The organism is Devosia sp. XGJD_8 (assembly GCF_046614475.1).
In the GTDB taxonomy this organism is placed as follows: Bacteria; Pseudomonadota; Alphaproteobacteria; order Rhizobiales; family Devosiaceae; genus Devosia.
Map to the genome: position 1 here is coordinate 2,879,079 of NZ_JBKJHF010000001.1, position 14,403 is coordinate 2,893,481.

Annotated in this window: 10 protein-coding genes; 4 read left to right on the forward strand and 6 right to left on the reverse strand. The window is 64.6% G+C overall.

Annotated elements, in window-relative coordinates; genetic code table 11:
* Positions 1 to 47 precede the first annotated feature (47 nt).
* The 3 genes from ACLI1C_RS13775 to ACLI1C_RS13785 form a co-directional block, all read right to left on the reverse strand.
* The gene (locus tag ACLI1C_RS13775; protein ID WP_411397635.1) at positions 48 to 2,525 is read right to left on the reverse strand and encodes a glycogen/starch/alpha-glucan phosphorylase; all 2,478 of its coding nucleotides are present in this window, start codon (positions 2,523 to 2,525) and stop codon (positions 48 to 50) included.
* Between the two features lie 94 nt (positions 2,526 to 2,619).
* A complete protein-coding gene (locus ACLI1C_RS13780) occupies positions 2,620 to 4,482 on the reverse strand; it encodes a monovalent cation:proton antiporter-2 (CPA2) family protein (RefSeq protein ID WP_411397636.1) in 1,863 nt (620 codons plus the stop codon).
* A gap of 203 nt (positions 4,483 to 4,685) precedes the next feature.
* Entirely contained in the window at positions 4,686 to 5,945 is a 1,260-nt protein-coding gene (locus ACLI1C_RS13785) for an AI-2E family transporter (RefSeq protein WP_411397638.1), read from the reverse strand.
* A 148-nt stretch (positions 5,946 to 6,093) separates the two neighbouring features.
* Between ACLI1C_RS13785 and ACLI1C_RS13790 the strand changes: the two genes are divergently transcribed.
* The 4 genes from ACLI1C_RS13790 (at position 6,094) to ACLI1C_RS13805 (ending at position 9,128) form a co-directional block, all read left to right on the forward strand.
* Positions 6,094 to 7,035 carry a nucleoside hydrolase gene (locus ACLI1C_RS13790; RefSeq protein WP_411397640.1) on the forward strand — a complete coding sequence of 314 codons (942 nt, stop codon included), beginning with the start codon at positions 6,094 to 6,096 and terminating at the stop codon, positions 7,033 to 7,035.
* A 113-nt stretch (positions 7,036 to 7,148) separates the two neighbouring features.
* Positions 7,149 to 7,703 carry a fasciclin domain-containing protein gene (locus tag ACLI1C_RS13795; protein WP_411397642.1) on the forward strand — a complete coding sequence of 185 codons (555 nt, stop codon included), beginning with the start codon at positions 7,149 to 7,151 and terminating at the stop codon, positions 7,701 to 7,703.
* Between the two features lie 98 nt (positions 7,704 to 7,801).
* Positions 7,802 to 8,413: a LysE family translocator gene (locus ACLI1C_RS13800; RefSeq protein WP_411397643.1), complete on the forward strand. Its 612-nt coding sequence runs from the start codon at positions 7,802 to 7,804 to the stop codon at positions 8,411 to 8,413.
* Positions 8,414 to 8,468: 55 nt separating this feature from the next.
* Entirely contained in the window at positions 8,469 to 9,128 is a 660-nt protein-coding gene (locus ACLI1C_RS13805; protein WP_411397645.1) for a phosphoribosyltransferase, read from the forward strand.
* A gap of 57 nt (positions 9,129 to 9,185) precedes the next feature.
* On the opposite strand, the gene ACLI1C_RS13810 is transcribed toward ACLI1C_RS13805, so the two are convergent.
* The 3 genes from ACLI1C_RS13810 to ACLI1C_RS13820 are packed head-to-tail and all read right to left on the reverse strand — an operon-like array spanning position 9,186 to position 14,396.
* Positions 9,186 to 10,532, reverse strand: coding sequence for an HlyD family type I secretion periplasmic adaptor subunit (locus tag ACLI1C_RS13810; protein ID WP_411397647.1), 1,347 nt, complete (start codon positions 10,530 to 10,532; stop codon positions 9,186 to 9,188).
* A 22-nt stretch (positions 10,533 to 10,554) separates the two neighbouring features.
* Positions 10,555 to 12,693 (reverse strand): calcium-binding protein, encoded by a 2,139-nt coding sequence (locus ACLI1C_RS13815; protein ID WP_411397648.1) that lies wholly within the window; start codon positions 12,691 to 12,693, stop codon positions 10,555 to 10,557.
* The gene (locus ACLI1C_RS13820) at positions 12,690 to 14,396 is read right to left on the reverse strand and encodes a type I secretion system permease/ATPase (RefSeq protein ID WP_411397650.1); all 1,707 of its coding nucleotides are present in this window, start codon (positions 14,394 to 14,396) and stop codon (positions 12,690 to 12,692) included. Before ACLI1C_RS13820 ends, ACLI1C_RS13815 begins: the two co-directional genes overlap by 4 nt.
* Positions 14,397 to 14,403 lie beyond the last annotated feature (7 nt).

The window sequence follows — 14,403 nt, forward strand, 5'->3', positions numbered from 1 at the left end:
ATCGGACGGCGCCGGTCTTCCGCGCCAGTTGCCGTCCCCGTCCGCCGTCACTTCGCCGCAGTCGAAACGCCCCAGATATCCTGCGCATACTGCCGGATCGTCCGGTCCGATGAGAAGAAGCCGCACCGTGCCGTGTTGCGGATGGCCATGGCATTCCAGCGCTTCTTGTCCTTCCAGATGGCGTCGACTTCCGCCTGGGCCGCCGTATAGGCGTCGAAATCGCGCGCCACCATGAACCAGTCGTGGTCGTAGAGACCCCCGATCAGGTCGCGATAGCGGTTGGGATCGTCCGGCGAGAACACGCCCGAGGAAATGGCCTCCAGCGCCTCCTTGAGCCGCGGTGAATTGTCGATCGCCGTCCGGGGCACTTCGCCCTTGGCGCGCTTCTCGTTCACCTCGTCTGCGGTCAGGCCGAAAATCACGATATTGTCCGGCCCCGCTTCCTTGTGCATTTCCACATTCGCGCCATCCATCGTGCCGATGGTGATGGCGCCATTGGCCATGAACTTCATGTTGCCCGTGCCCGAGGCTTCCATCCCCGCGGTCGAAATCTGCTCGCTGAGATCGGCCGCCGGCACGATCACTTCTGCCAGGCTCACATTGTAGTTGGGCAGGAACACCACCTTGAGCAGTCCGCGCACCGCCGGGTCATGGTTGATGACCTTGGCCACATCGTTGATCAGCTTGATGATGAGTTTGGCGTTCCAGTATCCCGGAGCCGCCTTGCCCGCGAAGATTTTAACGCGCGGAACCCATTCCCGTTCCGGATGCGCGCGAATTTCGTCATATAGTGCAACCGCTTGGATGATGTTGAGCAGCTGTCGCTTATATTCGTGGATGCGCTTGATCTGCACGTCGAACATGGCGTCGGGCGACACCACGATGTTGAGGCGGTCCTTGATCAGCTGCGCAAGGCGCTGCTTGTTGGCCTGCTTGACCGCCACGAACTGCCCCTGGAAGGTCGGGTCGGCGGCATGTGCGTCGAGCCCGCGCAGCAGGTCGATATCGTCGAGGAATTCCGGCCCGATCCGCTCGCTGATCAGCTTGGTCAGCCCCGGATTGCACTGCATCAGCCAGCGTCGCGGCGTGATGCCGTTGGTCTTGTTGTTGATGCGGTCCGGATAGAGCTTGTGCAGGTCCGAAAATACGGTCTGCTTCATCAGTTCGGTATGCAGCGCCGACACGCCATTGATCGAGTGCGAGCCGACAAAGGCCAGTTGCCCCATCCGCACGCGGCGCCCGCCATTCTCGTCGATCAGCGATACATTGGCGACCTGCGCGTCGCTGAACTTGGCGCGGTTGCGCGCATCGGTCAGCACATCGGCGTTGATCTGGTAGATGATCTGCATATGCCGCGGCAGCAGCCGCTCCAGCAGCGCCACCGGCCAGCTTTCCAGCGCCTCGGGCAGCAGGGTGTGGTTGGTATAGCCGAACGTGCCGCGCGTCAGCTTCCAGGCCTCGGCCCATTTGAGCCCGTTATCGTCGACCAGGATGCGCATCAGCTCGCAGATCGAAATCGCCGGATGGGTGTCGTTGAGCTGGATGGCAACCTTGTCGGGCAGCGAGCCCAGGTCGCCATATTGCTGCAGGTGGCGCCGCACGATGTCCTGCAGCGATGCCGAGGAAAAGAAGAACTCCTGCCGCAGCCGCAATTCCTGCCCCGCCGCGGTCGAATCCGCCGGATAGAGCACGCGGGTAATCGCTTCCGCCCGCGAGCTTTCCTCGAGCGCGCCGATATGGTCGCCGGAATTGAACTTGTCGAGCAGGATCGGGTCGATCGGCTGCGCGCTCCACAGCCGCAGCGTGTTCACGCGCGCGCCGCGCCAGCCCACGATGGGCGTGTCATAGGCCACGGCCAGCACGTGGTCATTGGGGCGCCATTCCTGCCGCACCGTGCCATCGGGATCGGTCACCGGCTCGACATGGCCGCCAAAGCCGACCTCATAGGCGCTTTCGCGCCGTTCGAATTCCCAGGGATTGCCGTGCGCCAGCCATTCCTCGGGCAGCTCGACCTGCCAGCCCTCGCTCATTTCCTGGCGGAACAGGCCATGCACATAGCGAATGCCATAGCCATAGGCCGGGATCTTCACCGACGACATGGATTCAAGGAAGCACGCTGCGAGGCGGCCGAGGCCGCCATTGCCCAGCGCCGCATCGGGCTCGAGATTGATCAGGTCGCCCAGGTCGACATTGAGATTCTTGAGCGCGTCGCGCACCGGCTCGATCAGCCCGACATTGCTCATCGCGTCGCGCATCAGGCGCCCGATGAGGAATTCGAGGCTGAGATAATAGACGCGCTTGTTCGACGTCCGCCAAGTTTCGCGGGACGACTCCATCCAGCGATCCATCACACGGTCGCGCACCGTCAGGATTGTCGCCGCCAGCCAGTCATGCCGCCTGGCAACGATAGGATCCTTGCCGACGGAGTAGATCAACCTTTCCAGGATTTCAGCCTGAATGGCCTCAACGGTAGTGGCGCGTGGCTCCGGCGTAGGGGCGTCGTAAACGATCGGCTGTTGCGGCATATCGCAATCCAGATTTCATGACGATGTATTCCCCTCTAGAGACTTTAGTCTTGCACTTAATTTGGGCAGGCGGAAGCCCCCAAAGCGCGATCCCTTATGCCGGCCGTGCTGGATGCGTGCTTTTCTCTACGGCGTCTTCCGCCACCTGCTCGGGCACGTTGACGCCGCTTTCCTCGGCCTGGTCCTGCGCATTGCTCAGCAGCAACTGCCCCAGGTTTCGCCAGTCCTCGCCCGCCAGTTGCCGGTCGAAGCGCTGCCGGTCGCGATCGCGCACGCCCTCCACCACCTCGGCGGCCTCTTCATCACCCGCCCCGAGCAACCTGATCGCCGCGCCGCCGAGCACCAGCGCCGATTCGAACGCCTCGCGCTGCTGGAATTCGACGCCCGCCCGCACCAGTTCGATGGCATGCGAGCGGTCAAAGGCCCGCGCCATCACCTTGACCAGCGGAAACTCGTCCCGCAGCATTTCGGCGATAAGCGTCGTCTGCTCCCGCCGATCCGTGCAGATCAGGATGACATCGGCCGTGCCGGCGCCCGCCGCCCGCAGGATATCGAGCCGCGTCCCGTCGCCATAGTAAACCTTGAAGCCGATCTGCGCGGCCGCCCGGATCATGTCCGTGTCATTGTCGATGATCGAAACCGAGTGCCGCATCGCCAGCAGCGGCTGGCTGGCAATCTGCCCGAAGCGGCCAAAGCCGATGATCAGCACCTTGGCTGAAAGCTCGCTCACCTCCTCGACGCCATCCATCGATTGCGCCGCCTCCCGGGGCATGACGAAACGCAGGCCCGCGATGAAGAATGGCGTCAGCACCATCGAGATGATGACCGTGGCGGTAAAGATCGCATTGGTCGGCCCGTCGATAATGCCGGCCGCCGCGGCAGTGGTATAGAGCACGAAGGCGAATTCCCCGCCCTGCCCCATCAGCACGGCCCGCTCCAACGCCTCGCCATGTCCCGCTCGTAGCAGCCGCGCGATGACATAGATCGCCACTGCCTTGACCAGCATATAGGCCACCACGCTCACCGCGATGAGCTGCCAGCTCTGCGCCACGATCGCCATGTCCAGCGACATGCCCACGGCCAGGAAGAACAGGCCCAGCAGGATGCCGCGGAACGGCTCCACATCGGCCTCGATCTGCCGCCGGAAGGTGGAGGTCGACAGCAGCACGCCCGCCAGGAACGCCCCCATGGCCATGGAGAGCCCGCTGGCCTGGAACAGCAGCGCTGCCCCCAGCACCACCAGCAAGGCAGCAGCGGTCATCACCTCGCGCAGCTTGCTCGAGGCCAGGAGCGCAAAGAACGGGTTCATGATCCGCTGTCCCAGGAAGATCAGCAGCAGGACCGCGCCGATCGGCGCGGCAATGCCGATGATCCGCGTGATCATGTCGACATCTTCGGTCCCCGATGGCGCCAGGATTGCCACGAGCGCCAGCAGCGGCACGATGGCGAGGTCCTCCAGCAGCAGGATCGACACCATGCGCTGCCCGCTATCGGTGGAGAGTTCGCCGCGCTCACCCAAAATCTGCATGACGATGGCCGTCGAGGTCAGCACGAAGCCCGCGCCGAAGATGAAGGCCACGACCGGCGTAAAGCCCAGCAGCACCCCGACCCCGGTCAGCAGCGCCCCGCTCCCGGCCACCTGGATCACGCCAAGCCCGAATATCTGCTTGCGCAGGGCCCAGAGCTTCGAGGGCTCCATTTCGAGCCCGATGATGAACAGGAACATCACCACGCCCAGCTCGGCCGTGGTCAGCACCGATTCCGGGTCGCTGATCAGCCCGATGCCGGAGGGCCCGAGCAGCAGACCCGCGGCCAGATAGCCCAGCACGGACCCCAGCCCCATGCGCTTGAACAGCGGCACGGCGATGACAGCCGCACCCAGCAGCACAACAATGGGGACCAGGTCGACACCATGCCCCGCCGCTTCCGCAGCATGCCCAACAACTTCACCCGCCACAGGAAACTCCTACCCATTCAGGCACAGAGTCTTTCGCTCCGACGCCAACCCGTCAAGCCATCTCCATGCAAGGCTCCCTTACCTCTCCCTTTGGAGGGAGTTCGACGGCAACGCCAGCGGGTAAAGGGGCCTTCCTCCAGGCAGGTGGAGAAAGGCTCCTCACCTACCCCAAGGCGCCCTTAGGGGAGAGGGGAGGAAGGCCGCTAGCGGGAAGGCTCCATGCCGCTCGGTGCCGTGCCTTCGGGCGGCTGCATCCGCTCTTCCTGGCGCTTCTCGGCCGGGCTGTCCTCCAGCTCAGCCTGTTCGCGGATCGCCTTGGCCGTATTGGCCAGCAATTCCTGTTCCGGCGTCATGTTGCGCGTCCGGCGTACCGGCCGGCTTGGCACCATGGGCTTGCTCGGCAGCGCATGCGCCATGATCGAGGTGGCGATCAGCAGCGATGGCACCGCAACGAGACCCCCTACCGGCCCCCAGGCCCACAGCCAGAAGGTGATCGAGAGGAAGATGATGAACGGGTTGAGTGTCATCGTCCGGCCGATGAAATGCGGCGTCACGATCTGGCCCTCGACGAAGTTGATGGCGACGTAGCACCCCACCGGCAGCAGGATGGCCTGCAGTTCCGTCTGGGTGCCCAGCCCCACGGCCAGCAGCACCAGCACCATCACGCCCTGCCCGACATAGGGAATGTAGTTCAGCACGGCCGCCATGGCGCCCCACAGGATCGGAGAGGGCATGCCGATGGCCCACATCACCAGCGACACGGCGCAGCCGACGCAGAAGTTGATGAAGGTGATGGAGAGCAGGAACCGGCTGACCTTGGCCTCCACATCGCGGAACACATGCGCCGTGCGCCAGCGCATGCGGCGGCTCACGCACAGCGAGAGCACGGAAATCCGGATATGGTCGCGCGTTGCAACGAAGAAATAGAGGCTGGCGAGGAAGATCAGCACCTGCGCCAGGATGGCCGGCGCCAGCATGGCGACGTCGATCATCTGCCCGCCATCCTCCACCGTCACCGTCATGGCATTGTCGCTGCCAAAGACCGAGGTCAGCTGTTCCTGGAAGGCGCTGACTGACTGCAGCGAGCCTTCGAGATTGGCCAATTGCTGCTGCAGCTTTGCCCAGATCAGCGGCGCCCGCGCCACCCAGTCCGATAGCGGCACGGCGAACAGCGCCACCCCGGTCGCAATCACCCCAATGAACATCAGCACGACGACGGCAGCCGATAGCGCCGGCGGCACGCCGAAGTGCTCCACCCGGTCCGCCACCGGCCCGAACATCAGCCCGATGACGATGGCCAGCGTTACCGGCGCAAGGATCACCTGCCCCGCCTGCAGCGCAACCAGCAGGACGATAAAGCCGATGAAAACCAGTGCCATGCGCGCGGCATTGGCCGCAATGCGCTCGAACTGGCTGGTGTCTGAATCTGTATGTATTGCCCGTTTGGTGGCCGCGCGTGTCATATCGTTTCCGTATCTGACACCCCCCGCGTTTTGGTAACGCCACCTTCATGCAAACGTTCCGTTGAGCAAGCCCCGCGCAGGCAGTCGACCGCCCCATTTCGCTTCGCTAGTGTGCCGCCCGGATTCGCACTCTCCCCAAGGCCCCACCATGCCCCGCAAGATCATCATCGATACCGACCCCGGCCAGGACGACGCCGTCGCCATATTGCTGGCGCTGGCCTCCCCCGCCGAGCTGGAGGTGCTGGGCATCGTGGCCGTGGCCGGCAATGTCGGCCTCCATCACAATGCCAGCAATGCCCGCAAGATCGTCGAGCTGGCCGGCCGCCCCGACATCCCGGTCTATGCCGGCTGCGCCCGCCCCATGCGCCGCCACCTGGTGACTGCCGAGCATGTCCATGGCGAAACCGGCCTCAACGGCCCCGACCTGCCCGGGCCCACCATTCCCCTCCAGCCCCAGCACGGTGTCGACTACATCATCGATACCCTGATGGCGGCCGAACCCGGCACCATCACCCTCTGCACGCTCGGGCCGCTGACCAATATCGGCATGGCCCTGGTCAAGCAGCCTGCCATCGCCGACCGCATCGCCGAGATCGTCATGATGGGCGGCGCCTATTTCGAGGTCGGCAACATCACCCCGGCCGCCGAATTCAACATCTATGTCGATCCGGAAGCCGCCGACGTGGTGCTGCGCTGCGGCGCCCCCATCACCATGCTGCCGCTCGACGTCACCCATCAGATCCAGTCCACCCCCGAGCGCCTCGAGGCCATCCGCAACCTCGGCAACCGCACCGGCGAAGCCGTCCACGCCATGCTGACCTTCTCGGAAACCTTCGATCTGCTGAAATACGGCTGGGCCGGGGCCCCCCTGCATGACCCCACCGTCATCGCCTGGCTGCTCCAGCCCGACCTCTTCGACGGCCGCCACTGCAATGTCAGCATCGAGACCGCCAGCGAGCTCACCGTCGGCATGACCGTCGCCGATTACTGGCACGTCACCGGCAAGGTGCGAAACGTCACCTATCTGCGCAATGGCAATGCGGACGGCTTCTTCAAGCTGCTGACCGAGCGGCTCGCCCTGCTGCCGTGAGGCCTTCACCGAAGCGTGATGCAACCGCTGCAACTGCGCCTGAGCAGCAGCCGTAGCTTCCTGCAACCGAACCGAAGGCATTGACCGACGGCCGGCTCAACAGGGAGACAATCATGCATTTCGCCAAGCTGGCCGCCGTGGCCACGTTCGCACTGCTTTCGACCACCGCTGCCTTTGCGCAGAGCAATCCGATGGTGGGTGGTGCCGCAATGTTCGCCGACAAGAACATCGTCGAGAACGCCGTCAACTCGGCCGACCACACCACGCTGGTCGCCGCCGTTACTGCTGCCGGCCTCGTCGATACCCTGCAGAGTGCAGGTCCCTTCACGGTGTTCGCCCCGGTCAACGCTGCATTCGCCAAGCTGCCCGCCGGTACCGTCGATACCCTCCTGATGCCCGCCAACAAGAGTCAACTGGTCAAGGTGCTCACGGCCCATGTCGTTGCCGGCAAGGTTTCCGCCGCCGACCTGATGGCCGGCATTTCCGCCAGCGACAACGGCCAGTTCAGTTTCCGCACGGTCAGCGGCGATACCCTCACTGCCATCGCCCGCGGCAATACCATCTTCGTCTACGACGAGTCCGGTGGTGCCGCCCGCGTAACCATCGCCGACGTCAACCAGTCCAATGGCGTCATCCACGTCGTCGATGACGTGCTGCTCCCCAAATAAACAACGCCTGTCAGATGGCCAGGGCCCCGCGCTTGCGCGGGGCCTTTGCTTTTCAGTGGCTCGGGATTAGTGTCGCGCTCCCAAACCGAGACCGCATCATGGACGTCTTCACCCTCCTGACCTTCACCGTCGCCTATGCCATCGCCGTTCTGGTCCCCGGGCCAGGCGTTGCGGCCGTGGTGGCTCGCGCTCTGGGCGGTGGTTTCAGGGGCGCCTTCCCCATGGTGCTGGGCATTCTGGCCGGCGACCTGGTCTATTTCGTCTTCGCCGTTTTCGGCCTGGCCGCCATTGCCACCTATTTCGGGCCGGTCTTCGTCGTCGTCCGCTGGGCCGGCGCCGCCTATCTGCTCTATATCGCTTACAAATTCTGGACAGCCCGGCCCGGCGCCGAGCAGATGAAGCCCAAGAGCGAAGACGCCTGGCGCACCTTCCTGGCCGGTTTCTCGCTGACCATGGGCAATCCCAAGACCATCGTTTTCTACCTGGCCATCCTGCCCACAGTGATCCCGCTCGACCAGATGAACCCCATCGCCTTTGCCGAACTGACCTTCATCGTGGTCGTGGTTCTGCTGCTCATCGGCTGCGGCTATGCCTGGCTGGCCTCGGCCGCCCGCGAAATGTTCAAGAGCCCCCGAGCCCTGGGCCGCCTCAACAAGACGGCCGGCGCCATGATGGCCACCGCCGCCGGCCTCGTCGTCTGGCAACACTGACCGCCCGCACAGGGGCGATTATCGGCCGATCTGACACTCCGATGAAGGAGTTGCGATGCCATTCCACGATCGCAAGGACGCCGGCGAGCAGCTGGCTCGGGCGCTGCAGCACTACCAGGCCGATCACCCCGTTATCGTCGCCCTGCCCCGGGGCGGCGTGCCCGTGGCCGCGGGGGTTGCGCGTGCCCTCAAGGCGCCGCTGGAACTGCTCATCGTGCGCAAGCTCGGCCTGCCGCAGCAACCGGAGCTGGCCATGGGCGCGATTGTCGGTGGCGCCGAGCCTGTCACCATCCGCAATGAAGACGTCATCGCCGCCGCCCGGATTTCGGAGGCCGGTTTCGCCGCAGTAAGAGACAGGGAGCTGGCAGAAATCGACCGCCGCCGGCAGCGCTATCTCGCGCAGCGCCCCTTCCCGCCGCTGGCCGGGCACATGGTGATCCTGATCGACGATGGCATTGCGACCGGCGCCACCATCCGCGTCGCCATCCGCGCATTGCGCGCCATGCATCCGCGAAAGATCGTCGTCGCCGTGCCCGTCGCCGCCCCCGATATTCTCCTGACGCTCAAGGGCGAGGCCGATGACGTCATCTGCCTGGAGCAGCATGAGCCCTTTGGCGCCATCGGTCTCTACTATGCCGATTTTCGGCAGGTTGAAGACGACGCGGTCCTTCAGGCCCTGGCCGCGGCCCCGTCCGCCCGATCAACGCGGCCCTGACGCTGGCTGTGATCTGGGCAGACGATGCTGCGGTTGGTCAGGACAGGCGCTTCAGCCTTATTCCTCCCGGAATGCCCGCGTGATCTGGTCGGTGAAGGGCTTGACGAAATAGGCCAGCGCCACCTGCTGTTCGGTCTGCACGAACACTTCCACGGGCATGCCCGGGATGAGGCCACGCTCACCCAGCACCGACAGGTCCCCGGTCACTTCGGCTTCCATGACGTAAAAGCTCTGCCCGCTGTCAGGATCGCTGGTGGCTGCCGCCGAGACACGGGACACCATGCCCTCGATTTCCGGCGTCGTGCGCTGGTTGAAGGCGCTGAACCGCAGCTTCACATCCTGGCCCAGCTCGACCTGGTCGATATCGCTGACCGCGACATTGAACTCGATCTTGAGCTTGGCATCCACGGGCACGATGGTCATCAGGCGCTCGGCCGGGCTGATGACGCCGCCCAGCGTGGTCACCGACAGTTCATTGATGGTGCCGTCGACCGGCGAGCGGATCTGGGTGCGTGCGAGCCGGTCGTCCACGGCGGCCAGCCGGTCCTGCAATTCGGCAATGCTGGCCTCGACGCTCCGCAGTTCCCGCTGCGCTTCGGTATAGCCGATTTCGTCGATCGCCAGGATTTGCAGCTCGACTTCGCTGATCCGCGCATTGGCGCGTGCCGTGCTGGCCAGCAACTCGCCCTGGCTGCCCAGCATGCGTGCCAGTTCGCGGTCGGCGGCGTTGAGCCGCGTGGTCTCGACCAGTCCCTTTTGCGCCAGCTCGCCCAGGCGGGCGCGCTCTTCCCGCGCCAGCGCCAGCTCGTCCTCGAGTGCCGCGGCCTGGAAACCCAGCCCGCCCACTTCCTCGCGCAACTGCGCCACCTGCAGCTCCAGCTGCCCGCGCTGCGACAGCCGGTTGCGCCGTGTGCTGTCGAACAGCTGCTGCTCGCCCTGCAGAATGAGGTCCGAGCCGGGATAGTTCGTCAGGTAATCCGCCGGAAAGCTGATCGCCGCGGCCGCGTCGCGTTCCGCGACAAGCCTCGCCTGGCGCGCCAGCAGCTCGGCCAGCTGGCCACGCAATATGGACTGCTCGCTGCGGATCGGCACGTCTTCGAGTTGCAGCAGCACCTGGCCTGTGGCGACCGTCTGCCCCTTGCGCACTTCGATGGACCGCACCACGCCGCCATCGAGATGCTGGATGACCTTCACATTCTCGTCGACCAGCACAGTGCCGCTGGAAATGATGGCGCCCGAAAGCTTTGCCGTAGCCGCCCAGCCGCCAATTCCGCCCAGCAGCAGCATGGCCATTACACTGCCAAGGATAATCCTACCCTTGAGGGGAAAATCCGAAAGCTTGACGCTGCCTGCGGACAACCCCTCGGAACGCGCATAGGGTGCCGCCATATCCATCGTACTCATAGTCATACTCCCTGCTCGCCCCTCAGGCGAAATGATTGCCGGCAATCATGTCCGGCTGGACGCCATCCAACGTGATGTGAATTTCATAAATGCTGTCGCGGTTGAGATCGGCCTCGATGATCGTGTGATCCATGTCATCATAGAAGGCGTGGGTGACCCGGATCGGCAGGTCGGACTCAAACCCTTCATCAAGCTCATGGTAGAATTGCTCGAAGAGGTCCTCCTCGGCCCGTTCGGCGCGCCGGGAAATCTCGTAGTCGGCCACGTGAATGCGATCGCCGACCACGAAATCGAGGATCTCATGCATCAGCTGATGGCTGACCGTCGGGGCATTGTCCGTCACGGTGAAGATGAAGAGGTCGTCGCCGCGGCCGCCGGTAATCACTGCCGCGGTGGCACCAATCTTGAAGACGTCGCTGCCCTGGCCACCAATGACTGCTTCGATATTCTCGAAATGGTCCTCGTCGATCTCCTCGCTGCTGGCCGTGCCGGCGTCGAAATCGACAGTAATGGTGTCGGTGAAGGCCGAGTAGTCGAGCGTGTCATGCCCCTCCCCGCCATCGATATGATCGTGCCCCGCACTGCCGAGCACCGTGTCATCCCCTTCGCCGCCATCGAGCAGGTCGCTCCCCTCCCCGCCATCAAGCGTGTCGTCACCGGCTTCGCCCATCAGCTCGTCGTCGCCGGCGCCGCCTTCAAGCACATCGCTGCCGGCGCCGCCGAACATTGTGTCATGGCCCGCTTCGCCATCAAGGACATCGTCGCCATCGCCACCGTCGAGGATGTCATCGCCCTCCCCGCCCGCCAGCGCGTCGTTGCCGGCATCGCCTTCAACCACGTCATTGCCCGCGCCACCGCGCGCCACATCATTGCCTGCGCCGGCAATCATGGTGTCATTGCCCGCCTCGCCTTCGAGAAGGTCGTCGCCATCTCCACCGTCGAGAATGTCGTCGCCGTCGCCACCCATCAGGGTGTCGTTGCCGGCGTCGCCATCGATGATGTCGTCGCCGGCATCGCCGAACAGCCGGTCGTCACCCTCGCCGCCGCCGATAATGTCATTGCCGGCGCCGCCGAAGATGATGTCATTGCCGACACCACCGAACAGCTGGTCGTCATCGTCCCCGCCATTGATGTTGTCGTCGCCGAGCCCGCCCACCACGACGTCGTTGCCGGCGCGTGAGTCGATGATGTCATCGCCCGCCAGGCCGTCGATGTCGTCGTCCCAGGGCGTGCCGACGAAGACATCGTCCCATGGGGTCAGCAGGACGGTATTGCGGACCACTTCGAGGCTGGCGGTCTGCACGATCTCGAGCAGCCCGTCGCTGATATTGTAGGTAAAGGTGATGAGGCCCAGCATGCCGGGCACCGTCATGAACGACCAGCCTCCCCCAACCTGGACCAGCATGCCACCGCTCACCGTGATGTCGTTGACACTCAGCGTGTCGCCATCGGGGTCGGTGGTTCCCATCAGCAGATGCGACAAACCGATCAGGACGACCTGGCCGGCAAAAACGTCATTGAGCCGCACCGGCCCCATCGCGACCGGGGCACGGTTGGCCTGCTCCGTATCGTCGTCTTCCTCGTCTTCATCATCCTCATCCGGAACATCGGGATCCTCCAGCGGGTCCTCATCCGACAGGTCGGGCACATCATCCTCGTCCGGTCCGGCCTTTACCGGTCTGCCCGGACCGCCTGCGGGCGTAGGCTGGTTGTCATTCTGCGGCTGCACGCTGAACGCCGCCGGGAAAAAGGCCGCAACCTGGGGACCCAGCATTTCGAACGACGCCGTATAGTTGAACGACAGCGGCTCGATCAGCGTAAAGCCGCTCTCCCAGCTGCCGCTCGACCGCAGGACACCAAAGCCCGGCTTCTCATTGCTGATTGAGCCGGTAGTCGTATTGTCGACAAGCATTGGCATGTCCGGCTCGGTGCGCTGGCCGCGTGGCGTTTCCTTCAGGGCCGCGTCCCGGTTGCCATCGGGTCCCGCCTGCTCTTCGACCGACCGGGCCGGAAAGGCACTCTTGAGAAAGGCGGCAAGGCCCGTAATGAGCAAGGCAAAATAGACCGGAATGCGCGATGCCTTCTCGGGCACCAGCTCAAACGGCTTGCGCGGATCGCCCGCCTCGGGCGGCTGTCGGGTTGATTTGGCCTCGATGATCATGCCGGTTCTCCCGCTTCTGCACGCGGCTCGACGATCCTGGGGGCGTTGACATTGGCCTGGCGCTGGCCGGCCACGATCTCGTCCTTGGGTCCGAATGCCGTCAGGCGACCATTCTGGATCACCGCGACCATATCCACCTCCGCCAGGATTGACGGGCGGTGCGCAACGACGATGGCAATGCCGCCCCGGGCCCGAACCTGCCGGATCGCCAGGTTCAGGGCCTGCTCGCCCTCGGCATCAAGGAAGGCATTGGGCTCGTCCATGATCACCACGAAGGGATCGCCATAGAGCGCCCGCGCCAGGCCGATGCGCTGGCGCTGGCCGGCCGACAGGGCCGTGCCCATCGGACCGAGCTGGGTGTCATAGCCATCCGGCAGGCGCACGATCATCTCGTGCACGCCGGCCGCCTTGGTTGCCGCCACGATGGCGCGGGCATCGCGCTGCGGCGCCAGCCGCGTGATGTTCTCGACAATGGTGCCGTCGAGCAGGGCAACGTCCTGCGGCAGATAGCCGACATATTCGCCGATCTTGTCTTCATCCCACTGCGTCAGGTCCGCGTCGTCCAGCCGGATCGAGCCGCGCAAGGCGGGCCAGATGCCGGTCAGGGCGCGGACCAGCGTGGTCTTGCCGCCACCGCTGGGACCGATGACGCCCAGGGCCTGCCCGGCCTTGAGCTCGAAGGCCACTTCGGTCAGCAGCACCCGGCCGGTGGCTGGCGCAGCGACGGTGATCTTGTCGACCTTGAACGACTTGGTCGGCGCGGGCAACTCCAGCGGACGCGCCATGCCGGACAGGGCAATCATGGTGTCGCGCAACCGCTTGAACGCCTGGCGTGCTGCCACCACGCCCTTCCAGTTGGCAATGGCCATGTCGATCGGAGCCAGGGCCCGCGAAGCGGCAACCGACACGGCGATGATGGCGCCCGCCGACATCTGGCCCTGGATGGTCAGATAGGCACCCAGCCCGAGCAGGGCCGATTGCAGCACCATGCGCAGCACGCGGGAAAAGGCACCGAACGTGCCGATGACGTCGCTGGCCCGGGTCTGCAGGGTCAGGTGGTCCTGGTTGGCGGTGTTGAAGCGGGAGACGGCCCGGCTCGAAATGCCCATGGCCTTGATGATGTCGGCATTGCGGGCATTGGAGTCCGCCACCGCATTGCGCGCCAGTTGCGCCTGCTGGGCCGCCGAGGCCAGCTTGCGCGAGCGCAGTTCCGTCCACACCGTCAGCAGCGCCAGAACGATGGCGCCACCCAGGGTGACCGCCCCGAGCACCGGGTGCAGGAAATAGACAAACAGAATATAGAGCGGCACCCAGGGCAGGTCGAACAGGGCCACCGGCCCCTGGCTGCCCATGAAGGTGCGGATCGTGTCGACGTCGCGTCCGCGCTCCAGCGCCTCGCCGGTCGAAAAGCCGAAGCGCGGCATGTCCACGCTGACGCGGTGGGCGATCGGGGCCAGCATGCGGTCAAACCGTGCGCCCATGCGCACCAGCAGCTGCGACCGGATGACGTCGAACACGCCCTGGAACAGATAGAGCCCGATGACCAGAACCGACAGGGCTAGCAGGGTCGGGATGCTGCCGCTGGTCAGCGCGCGATCGTAGATCTGCAGCATGTAGAATGAGCCGGTCAGCGCCAGCACGTTGATGATGCCGGAAATCCAGAAGACGAAGACCGACACACCCTTGAATTCCTTGCGCAACATCTCGTCT